Genomic DNA, 25300 nt, shown 5'->3' with positions numbered 1-25300 from the left:
CGAAAAGGCCTGCTGAACGCTATTCAGCAGGCCTTTTCAGGTTTTTACGACGGCCCTGCGCTACCGTTGCGGAGCCTCGTCGGCCGAGCCGCCGTAGATGGCGGGCACGGGGATATCGAGCAGGCGCAGGTACACGCTCATCTGGCCGCGGTGGTGGATGAGGTGGTTGAGCACCATCACGCGCGCCACCGCAGTGCGGGGCATGGCCATGATGGTTTGCTCGCCGCGGCGCATGGTCCACATGGCGTTGAAGGTGGCATCGTCCACGTCGGCCAGGGCTTTGTGGATGTTCTCGGCATTCACGTCGAAGCGGCCCAGCACCTCGTCGGTGCTGGTCGGCGAGGGAGGCATCTGCACCGTGGCCATATCGGTCGATTCGCCGCCAAGCGACATTTGCAGGAAGCCAACCAAGTTGGCCATGTGCGAGGCCAACGTGCCGAGCTTCATGCTTTTGGCATGGGGCTGCCAGCCAAATTGCTCGGTAGGCACCCGCTCCAGCAGGCGGCGGGTGATGGCCAGCTCGCGCTTCAGCTCCTGGCTGAGCAGCGATTGCATGGAGGGAGTGGCAGTGGTGGGTTCGCTCATAAGATTGGAGAAATAGGATGGAAAGCATGAGGGCGCAGCCCCCGTAAACCAGGACGAACCAGGTGGCCGATTACTTTACCGGGTCATGGGTGCGCCCATTTCGGCACTAGCCGAGGCAGGCGGCGGCGGGGGCAGCGATATTGGCCCCAGCGAGTCTTCGCGCAGCTTTTTGCCGCGCAATGTCAGCAGGAAGCCCAGGCCGAAGATGAAGAACACAATCAGCGAGAGAATGCTGTTGCGCATCGAGCCCGTGATTTGGGCAATCAGGCCGAAGGAAAGCGTGCCGATGACGATGCCGAGCTTCTCCACCACGTCGAAAAAGCTGAAGTAAGCGGCCGAGTTGGGCGTGTTTTCGGGAATAATCTTGGAATAAGTGCTGCGCGACAGGCTTTGCACGGCCCCCATGGTGAGGCCGATGACGGCCGCCAGCGCGTAGAAGCTGAGGCCGGCCTGCACAAAATAGCCGGCCACGCAAATCAGCATCCAGATGAACACCGCGATGCTGAGCGCCCGCGTATTGCCGATGCGGTCCGAGATTTTAGCGAACAGCCAGGCCCCCAGAATGCCCACAATCTGGAGCAGCAGAATGGTGACGATGAGCGAGGTGCTATCGAGCTTCAGCACCTTGTCGCCGAAGATGGTGGCCACGTACATCACCGTTTGCACGCCCATGTTGTAGGTAAAGTAGGCCAGCAGAAAGCGCTTGAGGTTGGGCTGCTGTTTGAGTTGGTCCCAGACCTTGCCCAGCTCGCGGAAGCCGTTGAGCAGCCAGCCATCCTTGCTGACGGGCGCATCGGCGGGGCGGCCGGTATCGGGCGGCAGCGTCAGAAACGGAATCTGGGCAAAGCCCACCCACCAGATGCCCGTGAGCAGGAAGCTCAGGCGCGTGGCTTTGCCGGTGCTCATCCCAAACAGGGCCACGCCTTCGGGACCGCCCGCAATGTGCGGCCCCATGATGATGCCCAGGCAGATAACCAGCAGCAGCACCGAGCCGATGTAGCCCATCGAGAAGCCGCGCGCCGAGAGCGAGTCAAACTTCGCTTCGGAGCTTATTTCGGGCAGGTAGGAATTATAGAACACGATACTGCCGCTGAAGCCCACCGTGGCCGCAATGAAAATAAATGTGCTCAGCGTGAGGTTGTCTTCCGTGAAGAAGTACAGCGCCGCGCAGCTAAGCGCCCCGAGGTAGCAGAAGAATTGCAGGAACAGCTTCTTGCGTCCCGAGTAGTCGGCCAGCGAGGTCAGAAACGGGCTGACCAAGGCAATGAGCAAAAAGGCAAACGAGATGGCATAGGTAAGCAACGACGAGCCCGGCACCTTGAACCCCAGGAAATCGACCACATCGGTGGGGTTGATGGCCTTCGTAATACTACCCCAGTAAATGGGGAAAATGGAGCTCGTGATTACCAGCGGGTATACCGAGTTGGCCCAGTCGTAGAACGTCCAGCCGGTGGTGATGCGCTTGTTGTCTTTTTCGACCGCGCCAGCGGCGGCGGCGGGGTGCGTCGGGGTTGGGGTCATGAGGAAGCGCTGCGAAGGTGAGGAATTGCGCCGTGGAAGGTAACGGGTTTTTACGGTTGGGGTTGGGCGGGTCGGGCGCGCATTCACCGATTGTTCGTTTCCTTCGCAGGATGTTAGAAAAGCTGCGCATCCAAAACTTCAAGTCCTGGCAGGACACCGGCGATATTGCCTTTGGCAGCCTCACCGGCTTCTTCGGCACCAACTCATCGGGCAAGTCCAGCATCCTGCAGTTTCTGCTGATGCTGAAGCAGACGGTGGAGTCATCGGATAGGTCGCGGGTGCTGCATTTGGGGGATGACAAGTCGTATGTGGACCTGGGGACGATGTATGATATTTTACATCAGCATCAGGACCCAGGAGAATTGTCATTCAATTTTGATTGGAAAGATGCAGATACAAATCCTCCTTTTGACGATGTTATCTCAAAATTGATTGAAGAATACTCGGTCACTCCCTACAAATTTTCAGCAGCAATAGAGGCAACAGGCGATAACATTTTTTTACGTCGGTTCTCCTACACTCATTTTAATAGCATTTACAACTTACGCCTACTTGAAAATCCCTTACCAAAGGAGCGTAACTATGAGCTATATCTAACAAATGAATTAACTCCACGCAAAAAAGAAATAGAGGGAATATTTCGAAATCCAATTAATTTTTATGGGGTACCAAATGGTATTTACTTAAATCACCCTTTGATTGAAGATGAATTGCAGCGAGTCGAAGAGTCTTTTTACCATTTTTTTGAATCCATTCACTACTTAGGTCCACTTAGAGAATTTCCCAAGCGTACTTATTTGTGGGGCGGTGAAGAATCCGAAGGCGTTGGCAACCGTGGCGAACGCGCCGTAGCCGCCCTCCTCTCTTCCCGCAACCAAGGTCCGACCATCGCTATGGGTTTTGACCAGCCCAAGCGTACCGTTGAAGAGCACGTGGCCCACTGGCTGAAAGAGCTCGGCCTGATTTATTCCTTCAAAGTGCAGCCCATTGCGCCTAACCGGAAGGAATACGAAGTGCGGATTCAGCGGACGAAGGAGTCGGCGAGCGTGTTTTTGACGGATGTGGGCTTTGGCGTGTCGCAGATTCTGCCGGTGCTGGTGCTGCTGTTTTACGTGCCGGAGGGCAGCACCGTGATACTGGAGCAGCCCGAGATTCATCTGCACCCGGCGGTGCAGGCGGGGCTGGCCGATGTGTTCATCGACGCCATCAAGCGGCGCAAGCTTCAGATTGTGCTCGAAAGCCACAGCGAGCACCTGCTGCAACGCCTGCAGCGGCGCATGGCCGAGTTCACGCTGGAACCCGAAAAAGCCGTTGACCCGGACAGTATCAATCTTTATTTTACGTCCATCAAGGAAGGCCGCTCGGAGCTGACAACGCTGGACCTGGACGAGTACGGCAACATCCGCAACTGGCCCGAAGGCTTTTTCGGCGACACGCTGGGCGAGGCTGCCGCCATGATGAAGGCCGAAATGCGGCGTAAAATGCGTGAGCAACAAGCGTAGCGCATGCACTTCCTGATTGATACCAACGTGGCGGTAACCGCCAACCGGAAATCGGATGCCGACCCGGCCTGTCAGGAGGCTGCCGGACAGCGACTGGTGCAGCTTCAGCAACACGAGATTCTGGTACTGGACGACGCCTTCCTTATTCTGAGCGAATACGACCGGAACCTGCATTCGGCCGGCCAACCGGGTACTGGCGATGCCTTCTATCTCTGGGCGCTGCGGAATCGCAACAATCCGCGCCACTGCACGCAGGTGCGCCTGGAGCTGGCCGAAGACGGCAGTTTCGCCGCCTTCCCTCCCGACCCAGCCCTGACGGCTTTCGACCCCTCCGACCGCAAGTTTGTGGCGGCGGCCCGCACGCATCCGGCCAACCCGCCCATCGTGAATGCCACCGATACGGACTGGCACAAAGACCACGCGGCTCTGACGCGAAACGGGGTCCACATCGAATTTATTTGTCCGTCCGAGATGGTGCGGCCACGCTCCGCCTAGGTTTTCGCTCGGCATATTAACCAAGCAGGCCCGCCGGAATCCGGCGGGCCTGCTTAGCATTGCGATACAACCCGATAATTAACCGTTCACCGAGCCCATCATCGCTGCCGGGTAGCGCAGGCCGGCGGCGGCTTTGCCTTTGGGCGCAATTTCATCGAGTTGGGCCAGCTCATCTCTCGATAATTCTACCTCCAGCGCGCTCAAATTCTCTTCTAAATACTTTACGCGCTTGGTGCCGGGAATGGGCACCACGTCGTCGCCCTGGGCCAGTACCCAGGCCAGGGCCAGCTGGCTGGCGGTGCAGTGCTTCTGCTTCGCGAGGTCGGTGATGCGGGCCACCAAATCGAGATTTTTCTGGAAGTTCTCGCCCTGAAAGCGGGGCGTGTGGCGGCGGTAGTCGTCCTCGGCTAGGTCTTCGAAGCGCTTAATCTGGCCCGTGAGAAAGCCCCGGCCCAGCGGCGAATACGGCACAAAGCCCACGCCCAGCTCGCGCATGGTGGGCAAAATCTCGTCTTCCGGCTCGCGGCTCCAGAGCGAATACTCGGTTTGCAGCGCCGCAATGGGGTGCACGGCCACGGCCCGGCGCACGGTGGCCGGCGCGGCCTCGCTCAAACCCAGGAAGCGCACCTTGCCTTCCTCCACCAGCCGGCTCATGGCCCCTACGGTTTCCTCGATGGGCGTGCTGGGGTCCACGCGGTGCTGGTAGTAGAGGTCGAGGTGGTCGGTGCCGAGGCGCTTGAGGCTGGCTTCGCAGGCGGCTTTCACGTACTCGGGGCGGCCGTTGATGCCGCGTTTGGTGGGGTCGTTCAGGTCGCGCTCGATGCCGAATTTGGTGGCCAGCACCACGGCGGCGCGCCGGCCTTTGAGGGCGCGGCCCAGCAGCTCCTCGTTTTTGAAGGGACCGTACATGTCGGCCGTGTCGAAGAAGGTGACGCCCAAATCGAGGGCGCGGTGCAGGGTGCGGGTGCTTTCGGCATCGTCCTGGCCGGCGTAGAAGTCGGACATGCCCATGCAGCCCAGGCCCAGGGCCGATACGGTGAGGCCAGAGCGGCCCAGTTGGCGGGTTCTCATAAATCGAAAGTGCAGTTGAATGGTTTAGTAGAGAATGAGCAAGCTGGCAGCCGGAGCTTACGAACCCAAGGCCAGCGGAGCCGAGTTACCTATCAAGGTCGAGCTAGTTACCCTGGTTACGGCAAACTATGCCGTTATGATTAAATCCTGGACTCCACCGACCTTCGGTTCGCAGGCTCCGGCTGACAAACCCGCTAACCCCAGGGGTTGATTGCCCGCTTTTCTGAATTCTTACCCGGCTTTCGCTCTCCGGCCTCATCTGTCCCTCATGCCTTCCCGCCGTACCTTTGCCCCGTGAAAAGCATTCTCAAAAACGCCGTTTGCGTGGCCGCCGCGCCCTTCCTGCTGGCCGCCTGTTCCTCGCCCAACCAGCCCACCAGCGAAGGAGCCGCCCCGTCGCCGGCCTCGGCTGCCGAAATGGCCCTGATGGCCACCCACGACTCCCTCATGTTCCAGACCGACGAGCTGATGGCCCTCAAAGGCAAGCTCTCGGGCTACCACTCCGAGGCCCCCGCACCCTACATCCACGGCCTGGCCGCCGCCGACAACGCCATGATGGCCTGGATGCACCAGTATAAGGCCTCCGATAGCGCGGCCACCCCGGCCAGCCGGCTGGCTTATCTACAGCAGCAGCAGCAGGTGCTGGCCGGGGTGCGCCGCCTGTTCCGCTCGTCGCTCGATTCGGCCACGAAATTCCAGGCCCAGCACCCCGCCGCCGGCGACGTGCGGCCTCCCACTTCCAAATAATGCCCATGTTCATGTTGAAACGCCTGTTGTTGCTGCCGGCTCTGGCCGGCACGCTGTTCACCGCCGCCTGCACCGCCCCCCCCAAGGAGGCCGTCGAACTCCCTATCCTGGGCGAGCGCGACGTTCGCCCGCGCGCCGACGGCGGCCCCGCCGATACGCTGACCGTGCCCGTGCCGGCCTTCCGCCTCACCGACCAGGCTGGGCAGCCCGTGAGCAACGCCACCTTTGCCAACCGCGCCTACCTGGCCGATTTCTTCTTCGCCACTTGTCCCGGCATCTGCCCCAAGCTGCAAAGCGAGATGCTCTCGGTGTATAAGCTTTACCCCACCGACCCGCGCCTGGGTTTCCTGTCCATCACCATCGACCCGGCCCACGACTCCCTGGCCGTGCTGCGCGACTACGCCCAGCGCCTGGGCGTGGCCGATGCCAATCGCTGGCACTTCGCCACCCTCGGCGACCGCGCCGCCACCTTCACGCTGGCCAACCGCTTCCTCACCGGCGTGGTGCCCGACGCCCAGTCGCCCGGCGGCCTGGCCCACAATGGCACCCTGGCCCTAATTGACGACCGTGGCTACATTCGCGGGGCCTACGATGGCACCAGCGCCGAAGAAGTAGCCCGCCTCAAAGCCGAGCTCCCCCTGCTGCTGGCCGAGATTGACGCCCGAAAAAAGGGCGTGGCCGGGAAGTAGTTTTTATTGGTTGAACTGCCACAAACAAAAGCACGTCATGCTGAGCTTGCCAAAGCATGACGTGCTTTAATTCCAAAATCCTCACTCCTTCTTCCCCATGCCCCTCCGCCGCCTCCCCGGCTTTCTGCTGCTGCTGCTGGCCCTTCCCGGCTGCTTCAGCAACAACCGCCACCAGGGCGAGAAGCTATATGCCCTGCACTGCGCCAGCTGCCACGGCGAGCAGGGCCAGGGCCTGGCCCGCCTCATTCCGCCCCTGGCCGGGTCCGATTACCTGGTCGACCACCGCGCCGAGCTGGCCTGCCTGCTGCGCAACGGCCAGAACGAAGTCATCGTCGTCAACGGCATCGGCTACCACAATATCATGCCCGGCAACAAGGGCCTGAGCCCCGCCCAGCTCACCAACCTGCTCAACTACATCGAGAGCCATTGGGGCAACGAGGGCGCGCCCCGCACGATTAGCGACGTGCAGGCCCAGATTGACAAGTGCCACTGAGGGAGTAAATGAACTACTAATCAGCCCGTCATGCTGAGCGCAGTGAAGCACCTCTACCGCGCGGGTAATCCAATCGATGGTTTTACTTGCGCGGTAGAGCTGCTTCACTACGCTCAGCATGACGGGCTTTTTTTCGCCTTCCGCGTGAGCTCCAACCCGCCTTTTCCGCGCCTCAAACCCATTTTTCGCCGTAGATTGCGCCCCTTAACCCACTCGCATCCTAACTCATTATGGGCCTATTTGATTTTCTGAAAAATAAACCCGCCGACTCCCCGGCGACTCCTGCTCCCGCTACTCCCAATGCTATGCCGGCCCCGGCCGACAAGCCCGCCGGCGGCCCGCGCTACCAGGGCGCTAAATTCACGGCCCCCATCGAGCCCGAGCCCGTCGTGCCCACCTACCAGGTGCCCGAGCCGATGCCCCTTCCCTTCGAGCCTGAGAACGTGCTGGAGCAGCTGCTGCTGCTGGCTGCCACCGACGAAAACGCCCGTCCTGCCTTCTACCAGGCCTTGTTGCAGGAAGAAATCCTGATGATTCTGGCCCCGATGGAAGGCGTCGAAACCGGCGAGGTCGTTCTGGCCGAAGGCCAGGAAATCCAGCTCCAGGTGCTCTCCGATGGCAAGCTGCCCATTTTCAGCTCGCCCCCGCGCCTGAGCGATGGCGGCATTGATAACGGCCCGGTGAGCTACGTGCGCATCCCCGGTCACGCCTTCTTCTCGATGATTCAGGGCCAGGACTGCGTGTTGAACCCCTTTTCGCCGGCCGGCAAAATCCTACCCAAGGACGAGCTCGCGGCCCTGCTCAATGGCCAGCTCACCGGCCCGCTCTCGCCCGCCGGCGGCGATGCTCAGGTGCTCCTCAGCCAGCCCGCCGAAACGCCTCAGGCCGTGGCCGATGCCGTGGCCGAATGGGCCGCCACCCAGCCCCACCTCGAAGCTGCCTACCTGGCCCAGATGCAGGTAGCCACCAACCCCGACGTGCCCCGCCTGCTGCTCGCCTTCATCAGCAGCAGCCCCGACCCCAGCTTCATGCAGGAGCTTGGCCCGGTGCTGGAAGGCAAAACCGACGTGTTTCAGTTTGTCGATTTGATGCTGCTCAACCCGGAGTCGGAAGAGGGCGTAAACCCGTATTTCCGTACCATTGAGCCGTTTTATAAGGCAGGGTAAACAACTGGTTGGGCGATGCTTTCCAGCACGTCATGCTGAGCGAAGTCGAAGCATCTCTACCGCCACAGTAAATGAATTACTTGCGCGGTAGAGATGCTTCGACTTCGCTCAGCATGACGTTCTTTTTTTCTTTTTGTTCCCAACGCCCGCCCTACCTTCCCCCCATGAAACTCGCCGCCCTCCTCCTCGCCCTCGCGCCCTTCGCCGCCCTCGCCCAAACCAAGCCCGCCCCGCTCCTGCCGCCCGCCGACCCGGCCATTCAAAAGCTGGTGGATGAAATCTCGGCCAAAAACCTCGAAGCCGACGTCCGCAAGCTGGTTTCCTTTGGCACGCGCCACACCCTGAGCGACACGCAGAGCCCCACCCGCGGCATCGGCGCGGCCCGCAACTACGTGCGCGACGAGTTCCTGAAATACAGCAAAGCCGGCGGCGGCCGCATGACCGTCGAGATGGACACCTTCACGGTGAAGCCCGACGGCCGCCGCATCAACAAGCCCGTGCTGATGGCCAACGTGCTGGCCACCCTGCCCGGCACCGACCCCACCGACACCCGTATTATTCTGGTAAGTGGCCACATCGACTCCCGCGTCTCGGACGTGATGAACGCCACCGCCGACGCGCCCGGGGCCAACGACGACGGCTCGGGCACCGTGCTGGTGATGGAGCTGGCCCGCGTGCTGGCCGGCCAGAAATTCCCCTGCACCCTCAAATTCGTGGCCGTGCAGGGCGAAGAGCAGGGCCTCTACGGCTCGGGCCACCTTGCCGAACGCGCCAAAAAAGAGAATTGGAACTTGATTGCCATGCTCAACAACGACATCGTGGGCAACTCCCACGGCTTCGACCCGGTGATTAACGACGCCACCCAGGTGCGGGTGTTCAGCGAAGGTGTACCGGCCAACGAAACACCCGAACAGGCCAAGGTGCGCCGCCAGCTCAGCTCGGAGAACGATGCGCCCAGCCGCCAGCTGGCCCGCTACATTCAGCGCACCGCCCAGCTCTACGGCCGCGGCCATAAAGTGGCCCTCGAGTACCGTCCCGACCGGTTCCTGCGCGGCGGCGACCACACGCCCTTCAACCAGCAGGGCTTCGCCGCCGTCCGCTTCACCGAGATGAACGAGGACTACACCCACCAGCACCAGGACCTGCGCACCGAAAAAAGCCGCCCCTACGGCGACGTGATTGAGGGCATGGACTTCGCCTACCTGCGCCGGAACGCCGGCATTAACCTCGCCACCATGGCCAGCCTGGCCCTGGCTCCGGCCGCCCCGGCCAAGGTCGAAGTCCTCACCGCCGACCTCACCAACCGCACTCAGCTGCGCTGGCAGGCCCCGGCCACCGGCGCTAAGCCCAGCGGCTACGTGGTGCTGGTACGCGAAACCAGCGCTCCACAATGGCAGCAGCGCATTCCCGTATCGGGCCTAACCACCGACCTGAACATCAGCAAGGACAATTTCATCTTCGGCGTGGTGAGCGTGGATGCCGCCGGGCACGAGAGCGTGACCGTGCTGCCCGTGGTGGGGCGGTAAGCTGGCATTCTCGCCTACCGGTTTCCCGCAAAAAGAATCAGTGCCGTTTTTACCGGGACGAAAAAATATGACGCAGCCACTGAGAAAGATTTGCCGGTGGGGCTTCGTGATTGGCTGGCTGGCGCTGTTTCCTACTTTGGTATGGGGGCAATGCGATTTCTCCCCTTGGGTGACTGTTTGGCCTATTCAAGCCGAAATCATTCAGCCTAGGCAATTATTTCTGTTTTCCGGTAGTGGCTTAGGGGGCACGCAGTCGCTGGCGAGCAAGCTGCAACAGTTCACAGGTTCGATTCGGGTGTATTTGTGGTCGTCGCGCGATTCGGTTGACCTGATAATGCTCGACCGGTTGAATTTTCCGGGAGCAGGCACCTTCGAAGACCACACGCAACTCCTGTTGCAACCCAGCCGGCCGTTGCTCCCGGATACTGAATATGAGCTGCGGGCCTTGCGCGGCAGGGAGAACCTATTTTACCTGTTCGCACCAGGACGTCTAGCGCCCGGCCAACGCCGTGCTACTGCTTACCGCTGGAAAACAAGTTCCGTCCCCGATAGCAAGGCTCCCGTTTGGCTCGCTACCCCAACGGTACTGCAAAAAAAGTACGAGGCTAACAGCGAAGGCACTGACAATTATGTATTGTTCTCCAACCCGTTGCGCGACAGCTCGAAATGCCTTATCAAAGCAACTATCCGGGATGCCAACGATGGAGCGTCGGTCACTACCTATTTGCTACCGTGGCAAAATCAATTGCCGATTGGTTGGTTTACCTGTGGGGGCGATATACGCTTTAAGTCGGAAGAAGAGTATTCTGTCCGTTTTGAAGCCATTGATGCTGCGGGAAACCGTGCCTTCGCTAGTGGACAACCAATTCGATTTCGAGCCCCTAAAAAGGTGGCGTGTTGCTGGGGCAAGTAGGAATCTGTGGGTGCGAGAAGGACGGCGTGACCATTGAAGTGGACGCAGGGCGCGCTGGAAATGGAGAAAAGCCCCATCGCCCTGGAACTGCGCCGCATGCAGATGCTCGGGAAATCGGCATAGGCAACAATACCACGACGGTGGTGCTCATCCCGTCCGAGTTCGCCAACGCGGCCAAAAGATTCAGTCTAATGGTGCAGCAGGCCAAGCCGGCTGAGTAACCAAGTCTTATTCAAAAGAGCAGAACGTCATGCTGAGCGAAGTCGAAGCATCTCTACCGGGCAAGTAATTTATTTACTATCGCACGCGAGATGCTTCGACTTCGCTCAGCATGACGTTCTTTTACTGTAAGCGGAAAATTTCTTAGCGAAAAAAGACCCGACTATTTCTTCGCTCCGGCGGCGGCCAGCACCTCCTGGTTCAGGCGCATGTATTCGGCCTTCGACACCTCGTTCTTATCCTCCTTCACCAACTCCAGCGACTTGTTGGCGGCGGCAATGGCCTCCGGGTTTTTGCCCTGCTTTTGCAGCAGCTTGGCCTTCCAATAATAGCCGTAATATTCGGTGGGATTGGCTTTGATGAACTCATCGAGCCAGCCGATAGCGGGCGTCAGGTCCTTGCCGGTGCCGTAGTAATACTGCGCCGCTTGGACGTAGGGCTTCTTTTCACCCTTCATGGCCTGCGCAATCTGGCCCATTACAATCCGGTCGGGGTCGGCCACGATGGGCAGGGCCACCTGCGTGCGGTCCCAGGTCACGACGAGGTCGGCGGAGGCGGGCTTGAGGTTTTCCACGGTCAGCGACATGGTTTCGACGGGCGCGGCCAGCTTCGTTGGCTTGGCTTTCACGCGCAGCACGTCGAGGGCCTGCTTGTAGTCGTAGGTGCCCCACTGGGCGGTGTCGCGGTTCAGGATGAAGGTCCACTCCTTGGCATCGGGGATGGCGAGCAGCGCGTAGGCCCCGGCCGGCACCATCTGGCCGTTGATTTTCACTTCCTCGCCGAAGCGCACTTTGGTAATGGTGTTGGCCCCCGTGCGCCACACCGTGCCATTGGGCACCACGCCGCCGAAGGCCGTGCGGCCCCGCAGCGAAGGGCGCGAGTACGTCAGGTCGATGTAGGAGGTGGAAAAATTCTGGTGGATGCGGGTGGTCGGGCTCAGCGGTGGAATGCTGAGCTTGGTTTGGGCCTGGGCGGCGGTGGCCAGCAGCAGGCCGGCGGCGAGCAGTTGTAGGGCGTGTTTCATGGGGGCAAAGATGCAGCTTCGCGGCGTAGGTTGCGGCTGTTGCGCGCTGGCAGCCAGGGCCTGCGCGAACAACCCGGCGGCGGGGCCGTTCAACTAGTGCGGCTTCCGTTTCCGTCATGCTAAGCAGAGTCGAAGCATGACACCTGCTATTTAAAACTTCTCCCCCCTCCGCTGCATGAAAATTCTCCTTACCGGTGCCACGGGCTACATCGGCCAGCGCCTGCTGCCGCTGCTGGCCGCGGCGGGCCACGACGTGGTATGCCTCGTGCGCGACCCGCGCCGCTTCGCCCTGCCCGATACCTTACCCGAGGCCCTGCACTCGCGCGTGAGCACGGCCACCGGCGACCTGCTGCGGCCCAAAACGCTGGCCGGCCTGCCCACCGACATCGATGCGGCCTATTACCTCGTGCATTCGATGAGCAGCGGCAACGACGATTTTTTCGAGCAGGAGCAGCAGTCGGCCGCCCACTTCGTGGAGTATCTGAATACGACCACGGCCCGGCAGGTAATCTACCTTTCGGGCATTGCCAACGACCACGACCTGAGCCTGCATCTGCGCTCGCGCCGCGCCGTGGAGAACGTGCTGAGCCAGGCCACGCCGGCCAAAATCACGGTGCTGCGGGCCAGTATCATCATCGGCTCGGGGTCGGCCTCGTTCGAGATTATCCGCGATTTGGTGGAGAAGCTACCCGTGATGGTGACGCCGCGCTGGCTGAACTCGCGCTGCCAGCCCATTGGCATCCGCGACATCATGTTTTACCTCACCGAGGTGCTCGACAATCCGGCCTGCTTCGGGCGGGCTTTCGACGTGGGCGGGCCCGACGTACTCACCTACCGGCAGATGCTGCTGGGCCTGGCCGCCGAGCGCGGCTACAAGCGCTGGATTGTAACGGTGCCCGTGCTCACGCCCCGGCTGTCGTCGTGGTGGCTGTACCTGGTTACGAGCACCACGTTTTCGCTGGCCCAAAGCCTGGTCGAGAGCCTGAAAAACGATACCGTGTGCGACCCCGGCAAAAGCATTAATTCCGTGGTGCCGCACACGTCCATGAGCTACCGCGAAGCCCTGGCCCTGGCTTTCACCCGCATCGAGCAGAACGAAGTAGTGAGCAGTTGGAGCGATGCCCTGAGCAGCGGCGTCATGCGCCGAAACTACATGGATGCCATCCAAATCCCCAAAAACGGCATGTTCTTCGACCGGCAGCTGCGGCCCTTCACCCGGCCGGTGGCCGAGGTGCTGGATAATATCTGGCGCATCGGCGGCGACCGGGGCTGGTACAAGACGGACTTTCTCTGGCGCCTGCGTGGGCTGATGGATAAGGCCGTGGGCGGCGTGGGCCTGCGCCGGGGCCGCCGCTCGCCCTCGCGCCTGCGGGCCGGCGACCCGCTCGATTTCTGGCGCGTGCTGGTGGCCGATAAGCCCGGCCGCCGCCTGCTGCTGTACGCCGAAATGAAGCTACCCGGCGAGGCCTGGCTGCAGTTCCGCATCGTGGACCAGCCCGATGGCTCCCACGCCGTGGAGCAGCTGGCCGCCTACCGCCCGCGCGGCCTAGCCGGGCGCTTGTACTGGTACTCGGTGCTGCCCTTCCACGGCATCATTTTCAAAGGCATGGTGAAGAACCTGGTGGAGTACGGGGAAAGCGTAGTACTGCCTTCGCCCCGGCCTGAGCTGGCTCAATCAGGCACTTTGCAAACGGTCATAAAGCCTGAATAACGATGCTTTATTCGTTTATTTTCAGTCTATTAATTCCGAATTTACATTATTCAAAAGTCTGACAATGACGGAAGTTGGGTTGTAATACCTTTAGGTAAAGCGCTAGGTTTGGGGGCTGCTACTAGTCGTATTTGCTTCAACCCAATAGCCATGCTCCTTCCCTCCGCGCCAGACCACGATTATTACACGCCGTTCTACTTGCTGGCCACGCTCACCAACGTGGTGCTGCTGCTGTGGGAAGGCTGGCGGCGGGGCTTTCCGATGCGCCCCTGGCTCACGTTGGTAGCGGCCAGCAGCTTGGCGCTCATCCTGGGCAGCAAGCTCATCACCCACCCGATGGGCGAATGGAGCAGCCTGCTGTTCACCAACGCACCCACGGATACGGCCCGCTCCATTCTGGGCGGCGGGCTGGCAGCGGCGCTGGTGGCGGCGTCTTTACGGCGCTGGCTGGGCCTGAGCTGGGCCGTGCTCGATGCGCTGGCCCTACCTCTGTGCGCGGCCCTGCTGGTGCAATGCGTGGGCTGTGTGCTCACAGGCTGCTGTTTCGGGCTGCCTACTACCGGGGCCTGGGGGCTTACGTACGGGGCCGGCACGCTGCCGTGGTGGGCACAGGTGCAGGCCGGCCTGCTGCCGGCCACGGCCGGCCACAGCCTGCCGGTGGCTCCCACGCAAGTGCTGGCCTTGCTGCTGTGCGCGGCGGTGGGCGGTGTGCTGCTGGCCACCCGCAACCGGCGCTGGCCGGTGGGCTCGTGGCTGCTGCTGCAAACGGGGCTGTTACTGCTGGGCCGTTTTGCGCAGGCGTTCTGGCGCGACCCGGCCGGCGAGCCGGTGCTGGGCACCCTGCACGCCGGGCCGGGCGGGCACTGGCAGGCGCTGCAAGTTGCCTTGCTGCCGCTGGGCCTGCTGGCGCTGGGTATCTGGGCGTGGCGTGTGCGCCGGGGCCAAGCGGTACTGGCCGCCCGCCCGGTGCCGGTGCCCGCGCCTGTGGGAGCCGGCCGCACCCTGATAGTAGTACTCGTTATGCTCGTCCTGACGGCGCTGCTGGGCCACCAGGCCCTCACGCTGCCCGAGTCGCTGGCGGTGCGGGCCCTGCTGCTGACGGTGCTGGTGGCCGAGGCCCATGCGGCCCTCGCCCCGCTGCACCGCCTGGGACCGCGCCTGGTAGGCCTGCCGCTGAGCGTGTTGCTGGCGGGTATGATACTGCTGACCACCGCTCAGGCCCCGGCTCCCGAGCGAACCCCTGTTCCCGGCAGCGGCCCCGCCCGTACCGTGGTTGTGACCGGGGGGGTACTCGGCAACCAGCACGAGGCGAACCAGGATGTTCTGGTCAGCAACTCTGGCTGTAGTGGCGGGCAGCGGCTGGCCCTGCAACAGCAAGTAGCGGCCGTGGGCGGCGAGGTGGCTTTTGAAACCGCCGGTGCGGCCGATGAGCTGGGCCGGCCTTCCACCAAAACCAGCACCTGGGGCGGGGGCCTGTGGGTGGGCCAGCAGCGCATCAACGCTCAGCCCGTACCCGACCTCAACAGCCGCAATGCCATCACCGACCGGGACACTACGTTCCGCCCAGCCCTGTTCGACCTGCACATCTACAAGCAAATACACCGCGAAAACGGCTGGCGCACCGTCGACGCACGGTTCGGCCTCCACGTGGGCCAGCTGGGCTATTTCAGCTACTTTGGCGATGGCGAGTCGCGGGAAAGTGCCTTGCTGATGCCGGAAGTTATGGTGCGAATGGGCAAGCCATCGGTCCTGTTTGGGCAGGCCGACTTTTGCTACGGAGCCGAAAACGTGCTGGGAGCTTACACCTCGCGCCTGGGGCTGGGCTCCGGCTTGGGCATCAGCAACGGGCCGCAGCTGCTGGTGGGCTACGCGCATTCCGTGCACAACCCCAGTCCCGGAATGGGGTTTGCCAGCGCGCTGCTGCGCCTGCCCGGCCGCCCTGGCCTGAGCCTGGAACCCTACTACGCCACCGACCTGGGCCGGCACAACAGCTTCAGTTTGAAACTCAACTACCGGATTGGGCGCTAATCCCGCCACTGCCAACTTACCCGAACACTGGCACCATGCCGCCCCACGCAAAGGCCAACCGAAACTGGTAGCTTTAACGGAAACGACCGCAACGAAGCGCCGCGCTACCGAGCGGCCCGCGACCGGCAGCAGGTGGCCAAAGGAACCGCGCCAGCCTTAAAACTTAGCCGCCAACGTGGCGTAGAAGCTGCGCCCGATGCTGGGAATAATGCCGGGGCCGGGGTACTCGTCGGTGCGGCGGGTGAAGTAGCGGGCATCGGTGAGGTTGTTGACGCCGGCTTTCAGGTCGAAAATGGGGAAGTGGTAGGTAGCCGACACGTCCCAGACGCGGTAGGCGGGCACGAGGCCCCGTAGCGGGTTGTCGTTGTCGGGCGCGGCAATGTTGTTGGCTTCGCCGAACGAAGCGCCGGTGTAGCTGAACTGGCCCGTGGCCGAAAAAGGGCCGTAGCCGTAGGTCAGGCCCACGCGCTCAATCACGCGGGGCGCATATTCCACCCGCTTGCCGACGAATTCGCCGCTCACGTAGCGGGCGTCCACGTAGGCCAGCGAGTTGAAGGCGCTGAGGCGGTGGCGCGTGCCGGGGGCCAGCAGCTTCAGCGGGCTGGTCTCGAGGTAGGTTTCCAGGCCCTTGTGCTCCGAATCGGCCACGTTGGTGCGCAGCGAATAGCTGTCGCCGGTGCGCGGGTCGGTGGCTTCCACGGTGCCGATGCGGCGATTGTACTTGAGGAAAAATGCACCCACGTCGAAATTCAGCCACTCGCCCACCGTGCCCCGGTAGCCCAGGTCGGCGTTGTAGCCGTTGCTGTCTTTCAGATTAGGGTCGATGACGGACGTAACGCCGAAGGGCTGCAGCGCCGAGTAGTCGATGGGCCGGTACGCCTGCGAAATGTTGGCGTACAGCGCCGTGCTGCCCGTGGCCTTAAACTCGCTGCCCACCCCGAACAGCAAAAACGTGCGGCTGCGGGCATCGTCGGTGGTCAGCACGTCGCCGTCCACGTCCTTGTAGCCCTTGGCCTGCGAGCGCAGGTATTCGAAGCGCACGCCGGGCGTGAGGGAGAACCGGTTGCCGAAGCGCAAGATGGTTTCGGCGAAGGGCGCGATGTTCTGGGTGCGGAACTCGAAATCGTACTCGTAGCCCCCGCCGTACAGGTTCAGGTCGTAGTTGGAGGCCGTCGAGCCCGGCCCGCCGCCCTGCCGGTGCATGTAGCCGGTAAAGTAGCGCACGCCAGCCGCCAGGGTGTTATCCATCCCGAAAAGCGCATAATCTGTGCGCAGCCGCAGCTCGTTGGTGAGGCTGCGGAACCGCTCGTTCTCCACCTCGCGGGGCACAAATTGGCCGGTAGCGCGGTCCACGGTGTCGGGGGCGGCCGCGCCGCCGTCCTCGTTGCGCCACACCAGCGCCCGGCCGCTGAGGTTGCCCGAGGTTTTCAGGGCGAGCAAGGTGCGCGGCGACAGCTGGTAGTCGGCCGTGAACGTCAGCACGTTCCAGGGGCTGGTGAGCCAGTTGCGGGCGCGGGTGCTTTGGCGGCTGTTGGCGTTAAACTGCTCGTCGGTCAGGCCGCCGGGCATTTGCAGGCGGTTGCGCAGCAGCGAGTACTCCAGGCCCAGCTGCAGCTTGTCGGTGGCCTGGTAGCGCAGGCCGGCGTAGGCCGTGCCCTGGCGCACGGCCGAGTTGGGCCGCCAGCCATCCACGCGCCGGAACTGGCCGTAGGCGTAATAGTTCAGCTTGCCCACCTGCCCGCCCACGCTGGCCAGCGAGTTGAACAGCCCAAACGAGCCGCCCGTCTGGCGCAGGCCCAGCTCAAATTTTTTATCCTGCGGGCCCCGGCGCATCACGTAGTTTACCGTGCCGCCAAACTGCGGCCCGAACTGCAGCGATGCCGCTCCGCGCGTCACCTCAATGCGCTCCACGCCCTCCATGGCGGGCAGGTAATAAGTTTCGGGGTAGCCGTAGAGGTCGGCCGTGATGTTGGAGCCGTTCTGGCGCACGTTCATTTCCACGCTCTGCACCGGGTTGAGGCCGCGCAGACCAATGCCGTTGGCCGGAAAGCCCGAGCCCTCGGTTTCGGAGAAGTTCATGCCCGGAATGCGGCCCAGAATCTGGCGTGGGTTGTTCAGCGCCGTGTTGGCGTCGAGCGAGTCGAGCACCAGCACCTCGGTTTTCTTGCCGGCGTAAATCACCGCGCCGCCCACTTCGCCCAAATTGCCCAACCCGTTTTTCGACTTGAGCCCCAGCACCTGTACCTCGTCCAGCTTCTGGGTTTTCAAAACCGGCGTTTCCTGGGCCGCCGCGGCGAAGCCGGCGAGCAAGCCCGGCAACAATAAAGCAAAAGTGCGCATGCGCTTCTTATTTGGATTAATTCTAAACAGCCGCAAAGGTAGCGGCAGCCGCCCAACCGGGCAATGCTTGTTAAGAATTATTCTAAATAAGAGTTTATCCGGGAAAAAGCGACCTGCAAGAGCACGTCATGCTTCGACGAGCGGACGCTTGTCGAAGCATGACCTGCCAATATTTTTTGGATATGTCGTAACCACACATTTTACCCAAATACCGGCACCACGCGCCCTTCTTCCACTTTTAAGGCGGCGTCATACTTCTTGCCGGTTTTGGCCGAAAGAAACCCTTTGATAACTCCCGTTTCGCCCTTGCGCAGCAGCTGCTTGAGCTGGGTTTCGGTGAGCTGCTTGCCGCCCCACTCGAAGGCCACCCGAAACTGGCAGTCTTCGCGGAAGCGGGAGCAGCCGTAGGCCGCCTTGCCCTTGAGCATGGTGCCGAGCTTGCACACCGGGCACGGAATCAGGCCCGAATCGGGGGCGGCACCAGGCTTGCTGTCGGCCACTTGCAGCAGGATGGGCTGGAAGCTGGTATCGAGCCCGATAGCGGCGTCGAATTTCTGGCCGTCGGCTCCCACGAAACCTTTCATCACGGGCGTGCGGCCTTTGGCGAGCAGGGTTTTCACCTGCGGGTCGCTGAGCTTTTTGCCATGCACCTCAGCTGGCAGCCGGAAAGAGCAGCCCTCGCGGAAGCGCACGCAGCCGAAGGCCGTTTTGCCGCGCACCACGTGGCCGGTTTTACAGGCCGGGCAGTAGCCCAGGCCGTTGGCGCCGGGCAGCGTGGCGGTGCCAGCTGCTTTCGCGGCGTTGGCACCCGTCATGCCGGCGGGCACTTTGCTACTGCCCGCCTGGGCCTGCTGCACGGCCAGCTCGGCGCTGCCTGAAGTCACCATCCGGCCCCGGCCGTCGTTCTTCACCTCGGCCACCATCTCCTTCACGAGGCCCGAAAGCTCGCCCAAAAAGCCTTCCGATGACAGCTCGCCCCGCTCAATCTGGCGCAGCTTGTGCTCCCACTGGCCGGTGAGCTCCGCTGATTTTAGCGTAGGATTACGAATGAGACCAATCAATTCCACACCCGTGGGCGTGGGAATGATGCGCTTCTTTTCGCGCTTGATGTAGTTGCGCTTGAACAGCGTTTCGATGATGGCGGCGCGGGTGCTGGGGCGGCCGATGCCGTTTTCCTTCATGGCCTGGCGCAGCTCCTCGTCGTCGATGTTGCGGCCGGCGGTTTCCATGCCGCGCAGCAGCGTGGCCTCAGTGTAGTCCTTAGGGGGCTGGGTCATCTTGCTCTCCAACCGGGGCTCGTGGGGGCCGCTCTCGCCCTGCACAAAGTTGGGCAGCACGGTAGCAACCGTGTCGTCATCCGCTTCGGACGTGACGGCGGCGGCTCCGGGGGCAGGCGCGGGTTTGGGGGCGGCCTGCTGAGTAGGGTCGCCGTACACCACGCGCCAGCCGGGGTTCAGAATCTGGCGGCCCCGCACGCGAAAGGGCCGCTCGGCGGCTTCGGCGAGCACGGTGGTGTTGCTCACCTCACAGTCGGGATAGAAGGCGGCGATAAAGCGGCGCGTGATGATATCGTACACGCTGGTTTCCATGCCGCCGCCGGGGCCGGCTGCGCCCGTCGGAATGATGGCGTGGTGGTCGGTGACTTTGTTGTTGTTGAAAACCTTGGGCGTTTTTGGAATCTTGGCGGCCAGCAGCGGCTTGGTGAGGGCATCGTAGCCCGAAATGCCGCGCAGAATGCCGGGGATTTTCGGGTACTGGTCGTCGGGCAGAAAGGTGGTATCGACGCGGGGGTAGCTCACCGCCTTTTTCTCGTACAGGGCCTGCACGATTTTCAGCGTGTCCTCGGCCGAGAGACTGAGCTGGTTGTTGCATTGCACCTGCAGCGAAGTCAAATCGAAGAGGCGCGGCGGAGATTCGCGGCCTTTCTTAATCTCCACATCGGTCACGCGCAGCGGGGCGGGGCGCACGGCTTCCAGGGCTTCGCGGGCTTCTTCCTCGGTCACGAAATAGCCCAGGGCGCGCAGGCGCGACTTCGTGTCGGGCGCGGCGTCGGCGTCTTTGGCCTTGTCGGGAGCGGCCATGTGGCTGAAGAGGGTGCCCCGGTATTCGGTCTTCAGCACCCAGTACGGCTCGGAGCGGAAGTTCTGGATTTCGTGCCAGCGCTCGACCAACAGGGCCAGCGTAGGCGTTTGCACGCGGCCAATGCTCAGCAGCTGCTTATCCTGGTAGGTGGTGTATTTGAGGGTGAAGAGGCGCGTGGCGTTCAGGCCAAGCAGCCAGTCGCCCACGGCGCGGCTTTTGCCGGCCTGGTACAGCGAGTCGAACTCCTTGGCCTCGCGCAGGTTGGCAAAGCCCTGGCGAATAGCTTCTTCCGTCAGCGACGAAATCCAGAGCCGCTTCACGGGCTTGCGGCACTTGGCCTCCTGCAGCACCCAGCGCTGAATCACCTCTCCTTCCTGCCCGGCATCGCCGCAGTTGATGACCTCGGTGGCCTCATCAACCAGCTTTTTGATGGTGTTGAACTGCCGCACCACGCCGTCGTCGCGCCGCATGAGCTTGATGCCGAACTGCTCCGGAATCATGGGCAGGTTATGCAGGCTCCAACGCTTCCACTCGGGCTGGTAGTCGTCGGGCTCCTTCAGCTGGCAGAAGTGGCCGAAGGTCCAGGTTACCTGGTAGCCGTTGCCTTCCATGTAGCCGTCCATGCGGCGGGTGGCCCCCAGCACGTTGGCGATTTCACGGGCGACGCTGGGCTTTTCGGCGATGCAAACTATCACGGATTCTCGGTTGATTTGGGGACTGCGCCGAGGGGTTCACGGCGTGCGGAATCAACAAAAATACGCTGTAAAAAGGTCGTTTGCGCGACTAGTAGCAAGCAGTCTTTGCGGCGGGCTACTAGTTGCGGTACACTTCGGCCGGGGCACCCTGATACTCAAGTAAGCACCTTCGCAGCGGGCCGGGACGGGGGCCGTGAGGCGGTGCCAGCGGCTGGGAACGGGGGGCATCGGCTGTTCAACAGTTTTACTCGCTGCGGGCTACTAAACCGCTACGCCTTGCGGCTGCCATTCTGCCTTTAACACGGCCATCACGATTTTGTCGTGAAACACGCCTTGCCGAAATGCAGCCTGTCGTAGACGCCCTTCCACAACAAAGCCCGCTTTCGCATACGCTTTCAACCCGCCCGTGTTTGATTCGGAAACCGTGAGCATAACCCGATTGAGATGGTGGCTGGTGAAGGCGAGGTGCACGATTTGCTTCGTGACGGCCGTACCCACGCCCTGCCCCCACCAGGCTTTCTCACCGATAAAGATGAAGTATTCGCCCGATTGATTGGTTACGGAAATGCCCGAGAGGCCGGCATAGCCAATTAAGGCGTTGGTTTCCTCCAAATAGATACCCAAGTTCAGGGTGTTGGCCTGCTGTAAGGTGGCCGCAAACCACTGGTCAATCTGCTCCGTGGTCTTCAGGCGTTGGAAAGCCGAGAGCGAATACGCGATGACTTCGGGGTCGCGGACCCACGTGTAAAAGTGCGCAACGTGTTCCGGTTGCAAAGGCGCGAGCTTCACCATGGCCCTGTTCTATCAGTTACCTGCCGTGGAGTAGGCAGGCGCTAAAAGTAAGCAGGGTACAACCCCAAATTTGACGTTCGAACCAACGAACCATTATTATCGGGTGACTGCCATTTTTGACAGCTACTCATTTACCTTCTGCACCAATCTTTTAACCCCGGCTAACGACTAAACTCGCTGCGCTCGTGCACGAGCGAAAGCGCAGGCTACTTCTCCAGTACCCGCAGCAGCTCGCGGTGCAACGACTGGGCCAGGTAGCTGGCCTCGTCGAGGCGGGCGGCGGTGTAGCGGGCGGCATCAGTCGCGTCGGAGTCCACATCGTGGGTGCGGAGCTCGGCCAGAGTGTGCAGGCGGGTGAGCGACTGCTGCACCAGCCCATCGAGCCGCGCGCGCAGAGCGGGGTCGAAGGCCGCGTCGGAAGCGGCAACTGCTTGCAGGGTAAGCATATCCTGCGCCACAAGGCCGAGCTGGGTGAGCAGCTGGCCCTCGGCCGGGCTGAGCTGGCGGGGCTTGCGGTCGATAACGCAGAGGCTGCCCAGGGGCTGGCCGTCGGGCGCGCGCAGGGCCTGGCCGGCGTAGAAACCCAGGTGCTGCTGCTGGGCTATGTAGGGGCTGACGAGGGTGCAGGGCTGGGACGGAATGTTATCAAACACAGTGGGGCCGTCGTGTAGTATTGCCACCGAGCACATACTGTCTTCGCGGGGCACGACGGCGGCTTCGGGCAGGCCCGTGTTGCCGATGAACACCACGTCGTCGGCCCGCACCAGGCTCACGAGGGCAATGGGCACGTCGAAAAGTGTGGCCACCACGCTCACGAATTCATTGAACACGCCCTGGCCCGGGGTGCCCAGCACCTGGTAAGGCTGCAAAGCTGCCATCCGCTCGTGCTCGTAGGATGGGATGAGGTCGGGATACAGATTCAGGGCCATAAAATTTGGGAAAGCTGAGCGCACAACTATACTGGCTATTCAATAGTTTGGCGCGGCGGGGAAGGGTAAAGGTAAGTTAGGGAGGACGGGAAAAGACAATAAGGCATTAATTAAGCCCTATGGAATTCCGGCGCGCAGCCAGCCAGCTTCGGTTTATCTGAGGCATTGATATGCCCTTGGCTTGCTGTTCCAGCCCTTTCATTTCAATAAACCCACAGCCATCCGGTTGGCGCGCCCCTGCTGCGCATTGCTGGTTGGGGAGCGTGCCCGTTGCTTGGCTTGTGCATGGGGGGTGCAGTGTACTCATTCCCTGAGCTTCAGGCTCGAAGCCAACTGGCAGCGCGGCGCAGACGCGCGCCAGCAGGGGAAGCCGCCCCGGGCCGTACCCGAGAGCTGGCCGACGTGGGTGGCGCGGTGGCCACTCAGGGCCGGGTCGAGGGGTTCGGCCACGGCTTTGAAAGGGGTGCTGCCCGCTTACAATGCCTGCAGAATAGACGCGGCAATATCGGCAAACTAGGCGCGGTTGAGGCGCGTGTTGAGGAAGAAATTCTCGAACCAGGCAGCTTATTGGGGTGGGCCATGCGGTAGCTGGGGTTGATAGCTGGGTGGGCAAAAGGAAAAGCTAATTCGGCAATGCCCCAAGTGGCCCCAGCACAACCGCCGGCCAGAGCAGCCGTAGAATCGGGACACCTTCCCTCCCCTTGTTATGGTCCGCACCGTTGTCGGCTTATTCACCAGTCCTTCCGAAGCCGAGTTTGCTACCGCGCAGCTACGGGCGGCCGGCTTTGCCGAGTCCGCCGTGCAGCTGGCCACCCGCGAAACCCTGCGGGCCCAGCACCTGCCCGGCACCGAAACCCCCGAAGACTCCTTTCAGGACGGCCTCGCACGGTTTTTCAAGGATATTTTTAGCGGCAAGCCGCTCGACGATGCCGAGGCCCACATTTCTGCTACGGGTCCCGACCACGCTGTGGTGACAGTAGCCACCACCACCCCCGCCGAAGCCGAAAGTGCCCGCGAACTCCTGGACCGCAACGGGGCCATCGACGTGTACAAGCAGCGCCCCCTCACCCCGGCCACCGCCATCGGAGCAGGCGAGCTTGACCTCGAAGGCGACCTCGGCCGGGTGCGGGATGACGACGAGCTGGACGCCAACGGGCTCACTACGCACTAAAGAACGCCAGGCCGAGCGCCGCCGAGGCCTCTCGCGTGTGGCAGTAATTCAATCGACTGAGTTTACTACAGCACGCAAGATGCCTCGGCGGCGCTCGGCATAACGGACTTGTATGGCCCTTCTCACTCTTGACTATTCTCTGAAGCCAGGCGCAGCTTGCTGTGCTTTTTGCCGTAGCCGAAGTAGATAACCATGCCGATGGCCAGCCACACGATGAGGCGCAGCCACGTTTCCCAGGGCAGCGAGGCCATCATCACCACGCACACCACAATGCCCAGAATAGGCACCACCGGCACCCACGGCGTGCGGAACGAGCGCGGCGCATCGGGGTTGGTTTTGCGCATAATCATCACGCCCAGGCACACCATCACGAAGGCCAGCAGCGTACCGATGCTCGTCATCTCGCCCACGACCGCAATGGGCACGAAGCCCGCAAACAGCGCGATAAAGCACCCCAGCAGCAGCGTGGACTGCGACGGCGTATTGAACTTCGGGTGCAGCCGGGAGAATACCGGCGGCAGCAGCCCATCCTTCGACATGGAGAAAAACACCCGCGACTGCCCCAGCAAATCGACCAGAATAACCGACGTGTAGCCGATGAGAATGGCCATAATCACGGCCGACGACAGCCAGGCGTAGGGCGTTTTCTCAATGGCAATGGCCACCGGGGCGGCGCTGTTCTTGAACTCGGTGTAGTTGGCCAGGCCGGTGAGTACATGGCCGAACAGCACGAACAGCACCGTGCACACCGCCAGCGAGCCCAGGATGCCAATGGGCATGTTGCGCTGCGGATTCTTGGTTTCCTGCGCCATGGTGGCCACGATATCGAAACCGATGAAGACGAAGAAAATGACGCCCGCTCCGCGCAGAATTCCGCTCAGGCCGAACTCGCCAAACTTACCGGTATTGGCCGGGATGTAGGGCTGGTAATTGGCCGGGTCGATGTACTTCCAGCCCAGCGCGATGAACACCAGCACCACGGCCACCTTCAGGGCCACCACCAGCGCATTGAACCAGGCCGAGCCCTTGGTACCCCGCGTAACGATGGCCGTAATGGCCAGCACGATGAGCATGGCCGGCACGTTTACATAGCCGCTCACGGTGCTGCCATCGGCCAGCGTGGCCGACTCGAACGGCGACATCACCAGCCGCGCCGGAATGTGCAGCCCGTACTTACTGAGGAATTTGATGAGGTACTGCGACCAGCTGATGGCCACCGTAGCCGCCCCCACCGAGTACTCAAGCACCAAATCCCAGCCAATAATCCAGGCGAACAATTCGCCCATCGTGGCATACGAATAGGTGTAGGCCGAACCCGACACGGGTACCAGCGCCGCAAACTCGGCGTAGCACAGCGCCGAGAAAGCGCAGCCCACGGCCGCCACAATGAACGAAAGCGTAACCGCCGGCCCCGCGTTGTTCGCCGCCGCGATGCCGGTGAGCGAAAAAAGACCCGCTCCAATAATAACCCCGATACCGATGGCAATCAGGCTCACGCCATTCAGGCTGCGTTTGAGGGTATTGGCCCCGGTTTCAGCTGCTTCCGCTCGAAGCAGCTCTAATGATTTTTTAAGCATGAAAATGTTGAGGACGCACCAGTG

Annotated in this window: 21 protein-coding genes; 11 read left to right on the top strand and 10 right to left on the bottom strand. The window is 61.9% G+C overall.

Annotated features, from left to right (window positions below):
- Positions 1-60 precede the first annotated feature (60 nt).
- Both ABIB44_RS00330 and ABIB44_RS00325 read right to left on the bottom strand, forming a co-directional pair.
- A complete protein-coding gene (locus ABIB44_RS00330; protein WP_354582626.1) occupies positions 61-585 on the bottom strand; it encodes a DinB family protein in 525 nt (174 codons plus the stop codon).
- A 75-nt stretch (positions 586-660) separates the two neighbouring features.
- Complete coding sequence (locus tag ABIB44_RS00325) at positions 661-2106, bottom strand: MFS transporter (RefSeq protein ID WP_354582625.1); 1446 nt, start codon at positions 2104-2106, stop codon at positions 661-663.
- 110 nt (positions 2107-2216) lie between these two features.
- Here ABIB44_RS00325 and ABIB44_RS00320 point away from each other — a divergent pair, with 110 nt between their 5' ends.
- Both ABIB44_RS00320 and ABIB44_RS00315 read left to right on the top strand, forming a co-directional pair.
- Entirely contained in the window at positions 2217-3608 is a 1392-nt protein-coding gene (locus ABIB44_RS00320; RefSeq protein WP_354582624.1) for a DUF3696 domain-containing protein, read from the top strand.
- A 3-nt stretch (positions 3609-3611) separates the two neighbouring features.
- Positions 3612-4103, top strand: coding sequence for a hypothetical protein (locus ABIB44_RS00315; protein WP_354582623.1), 492 nt, complete (start codon positions 3612-3614; stop codon positions 4101-4103).
- Positions 4104-4181: 78 nt separating this feature from the next.
- Here ABIB44_RS00315 and ABIB44_RS00310 read toward each other — a convergent pair whose 3' ends face one another.
- Complete coding sequence (locus ABIB44_RS00310; RefSeq protein ID WP_354582622.1) at positions 4182-5174, bottom strand: aldo/keto reductase; 993 nt, start codon at positions 5172-5174, stop codon at positions 4182-4184.
- Positions 5175-5468: 294 nt separating this feature from the next.
- On the opposite strand from ABIB44_RS00310, the gene ABIB44_RS00305 reads away from it, so the two are divergent.
- From ABIB44_RS00305 to ABIB44_RS00280, 6 genes are all read left to right on the top strand, one after another.
- On the top strand, positions 5469-5921 hold the full coding sequence (locus ABIB44_RS00305) for a hypothetical protein (RefSeq protein WP_354582621.1): 453 nt from the start codon (positions 5469-5471) through the stop codon (positions 5919-5921).
- A gap of 11 nt (positions 5922-5932) precedes the next feature.
- Positions 5933-6610 carry an SCO family protein gene (locus tag ABIB44_RS00300; RefSeq protein ID WP_354582620.1) on the top strand — a complete coding sequence of 226 codons (678 nt, stop codon included), beginning with the start codon at positions 5933-5935 and terminating at the stop codon, positions 6608-6610.
- 97 nt (positions 6611-6707) lie between these two features.
- Positions 6708-7103: a c-type cytochrome gene (locus ABIB44_RS00295; protein WP_354582619.1), complete on the top strand. Its 396-nt coding sequence runs from the start codon at positions 6708-6710 to the stop codon at positions 7101-7103.
- Between the two features lie 230 nt (positions 7104-7333).
- Positions 7334-8269 (top strand): enhanced serine sensitivity protein SseB C-terminal domain-containing protein, encoded by a 936-nt coding sequence (locus tag ABIB44_RS00290; protein ID WP_354582618.1) that lies wholly within the window; start codon positions 7334-7336, stop codon positions 8267-8269.
- A 164-nt stretch (positions 8270-8433) separates the two neighbouring features.
- Complete coding sequence (locus ABIB44_RS00285) at positions 8434-9795, top strand: M20/M25/M40 family metallo-hydrolase (protein WP_354582617.1); 1362 nt, start codon at positions 8434-8436, stop codon at positions 9793-9795.
- Positions 9796-9862: 67 nt separating this feature from the next.
- Positions 9863-10708: a hypothetical protein gene (locus ABIB44_RS00280; protein WP_354582616.1), complete on the top strand. Its 846-nt coding sequence runs from the start codon at positions 9863-9865 to the stop codon at positions 10706-10708.
- A gap of 382 nt (positions 10709-11090) precedes the next feature.
- Here the strand turns inward: ABIB44_RS00280 and ABIB44_RS00275 are convergent, their stop codons facing one another.
- Positions 11091-11951, bottom strand: coding sequence for a DUF2911 domain-containing protein (locus ABIB44_RS00275; RefSeq protein WP_354582615.1), 861 nt, complete (start codon positions 11949-11951; stop codon positions 11091-11093).
- Between the two features lie 175 nt (positions 11952-12126).
- On the opposite strand from ABIB44_RS00275, the gene ABIB44_RS00270 reads away from it, so the two are divergent.
- Both ABIB44_RS00270 and ABIB44_RS00265 read left to right on the top strand, forming a co-directional pair.
- Positions 12127-13662 carry an SDR family oxidoreductase gene (locus tag ABIB44_RS00270; protein WP_354582614.1) on the top strand — a complete coding sequence of 512 codons (1536 nt, stop codon included), beginning with the start codon at positions 12127-12129 and terminating at the stop codon, positions 13660-13662.
- A gap of 150 nt (positions 13663-13812) precedes the next feature.
- Positions 13813-15690: a prolipoprotein diacylglyceryl transferase family protein gene (locus tag ABIB44_RS00265; RefSeq protein ID WP_354582613.1), complete on the top strand. Its 1878-nt coding sequence runs from the start codon at positions 13813-13815 to the stop codon at positions 15688-15690.
- 156 nt (positions 15691-15846) lie between these two features.
- Here ABIB44_RS00265 and ABIB44_RS00260 read toward each other — a convergent pair whose 3' ends face one another.
- The 5 genes from ABIB44_RS00260 to ABIB44_RS00240 all read right to left on the bottom strand — a co-directional run bounded on the left by ABIB44_RS00260 (position 15847) and on the right by ABIB44_RS00240 (position 22978).
- Positions 15847-18030 (bottom strand): TonB-dependent receptor family protein, encoded by a 2184-nt coding sequence (locus tag ABIB44_RS00260; protein ID WP_354582612.1) that lies wholly within the window; start codon positions 18028-18030, stop codon positions 15847-15849.
- 200 nt (positions 18031-18230) lie between these two features.
- The gene (locus tag ABIB44_RS00255) at positions 18231-20807 is read right to left on the bottom strand and encodes a type IA DNA topoisomerase (RefSeq protein WP_354582611.1); all 2577 of its coding nucleotides are present in this window, start codon (positions 20805-20807) and stop codon (positions 18231-18233) included.
- Between the two features lie 261 nt (positions 20808-21068).
- Positions 21069-21599 (bottom strand): GNAT family N-acetyltransferase, encoded by a 531-nt coding sequence (locus tag ABIB44_RS00250; protein WP_354582610.1) that lies wholly within the window; start codon positions 21597-21599, stop codon positions 21069-21071.
- A 206-nt stretch (positions 21600-21805) separates the two neighbouring features.
- Positions 21806-22528: a GAF domain-containing protein gene (locus ABIB44_RS00245; RefSeq protein ID WP_354582609.1), complete on the bottom strand. Its 723-nt coding sequence runs from the start codon at positions 22526-22528 to the stop codon at positions 21806-21808.
- A 303-nt stretch (positions 22529-22831) separates the two neighbouring features.
- Positions 22832-22978 carry a hypothetical protein gene (locus tag ABIB44_RS00240; RefSeq protein ID WP_354582608.1) on the bottom strand — a complete coding sequence of 49 codons (147 nt, stop codon included), beginning with the start codon at positions 22976-22978 and terminating at the stop codon, positions 22832-22834.
- A 256-nt stretch (positions 22979-23234) separates the two neighbouring features.
- Here ABIB44_RS00240 and ABIB44_RS00235 point away from each other — a divergent pair, with 256 nt between their 5' ends.
- On the top strand, positions 23235-23699 hold the full coding sequence (locus ABIB44_RS00235; protein ID WP_354582607.1) for a hypothetical protein: 465 nt from the start codon (positions 23235-23237) through the stop codon (positions 23697-23699).
- Between the two features lie 122 nt (positions 23700-23821).
- Here ABIB44_RS00235 and ABIB44_RS00230 read toward each other — a convergent pair whose 3' ends face one another.
- Positions 23822-25276, bottom strand: coding sequence for an amino acid permease (locus ABIB44_RS00230; protein ID WP_354582606.1), 1455 nt, complete (start codon positions 25274-25276; stop codon positions 23822-23824).
- Positions 25277-25300 lie beyond the last annotated feature (24 nt).

The organism is Hymenobacter sp. UYCo722, from assembly GCF_040547115.1.
Taxonomy (GTDB): Bacteria; Bacteroidota; Bacteroidia; order Cytophagales; family Hymenobacteraceae; genus Hymenobacter.
The sequence above is the reverse complement of the archived record's forward strand: the minus strand, read 5'-3'. Positions and strand labels throughout refer to the sequence as shown.

Coding starts and splice junctions, on each gene's coding strand:
- ABIB44_RS00330 (WP_354582626.1), bottom strand. CDS start 585: ATGAGCGAACCCACCACTGCCACTCCCTCCATGCAATCGCTGCTCAGC.
- ABIB44_RS00325 (WP_354582625.1), bottom strand. CDS start 2,106: ATGACCCCAACCCCGACGCACCCCGCCGCCGCCGCTGGCGCGGTCGAA.
- ABIB44_RS00320 (WP_354582624.1), top strand. CDS start 2,217: ATGTTAGAAAAGCTGCGCATCCAAAACTTCAAGTCCTGGCAGGACACC.
- ABIB44_RS00315 (WP_354582623.1), top strand. CDS start 3,612: ATGCACTTCCTGATTGATACCAACGTGGCGGTAACCGCCAACCGGAAA.
- ABIB44_RS00310 (WP_354582622.1), bottom strand. CDS start 5,174: ATGAGAACCCGCCAACTGGGCCGCTCTGGCCTCACCGTATCGGCCCTG.
- ABIB44_RS00300 (WP_354582620.1), top strand. CDS start 5,933: ATGTTGAAACGCCTGTTGTTGCTGCCGGCTCTGGCCGGCACGCTGTTC.
- ABIB44_RS00295 (WP_354582619.1), top strand. CDS start 6,708: ATGCCCCTCCGCCGCCTCCCCGGCTTTCTGCTGCTGCTGCTGGCCCTT.
- ABIB44_RS00290 (WP_354582618.1), top strand. CDS start 7,334: ATGGGCCTATTTGATTTTCTGAAAAATAAACCCGCCGACTCCCCGGCG.
- ABIB44_RS00285 (WP_354582617.1), top strand. CDS start 8,434: ATGAAACTCGCCGCCCTCCTCCTCGCCCTCGCGCCCTTCGCCGCCCTC.
- ABIB44_RS00280 (WP_354582616.1), top strand. CDS start 9,863: ATGACGCAGCCACTGAGAAAGATTTGCCGGTGGGGCTTCGTGATTGGC.
- ABIB44_RS00275 (WP_354582615.1), bottom strand. CDS start 11,951: ATGAAACACGCCCTACAACTGCTCGCCGCCGGCCTGCTGCTGGCCACC.
- ABIB44_RS00270 (WP_354582614.1), top strand. CDS start 12,127: ATGAAAATTCTCCTTACCGGTGCCACGGGCTACATCGGCCAGCGCCTG.
- ABIB44_RS00265 (WP_354582613.1), top strand. CDS start 13,813: ATGCTCCTTCCCTCCGCGCCAGACCACGATTATTACACGCCGTTCTAC.
- ABIB44_RS00260 (WP_354582612.1), bottom strand. CDS start 18,030: ATGCGCACTTTTGCTTTATTGTTGCCGGGCTTGCTCGCCGGCTTCGCC.
- ABIB44_RS00250 (WP_354582610.1), bottom strand. CDS start 21,599: ATGGTGAAGCTCGCGCCTTTGCAACCGGAACACGTTGCGCACTTTTAC.
- ABIB44_RS00245 (WP_354582609.1), bottom strand. CDS start 22,528: ATGGCCCTGAATCTGTATCCCGACCTCATCCCATCCTACGAGCACGAG.
- ABIB44_RS00235 (WP_354582607.1), top strand. CDS start 23,235: ATGGTCCGCACCGTTGTCGGCTTATTCACCAGTCCTTCCGAAGCCGAG.
- ABIB44_RS00230 (WP_354582606.1), bottom strand. CDS start 25,276: ATGCTTAAAAAATCATTAGAGCTGCTTCGAGCGGAAGCAGCTGAAACC.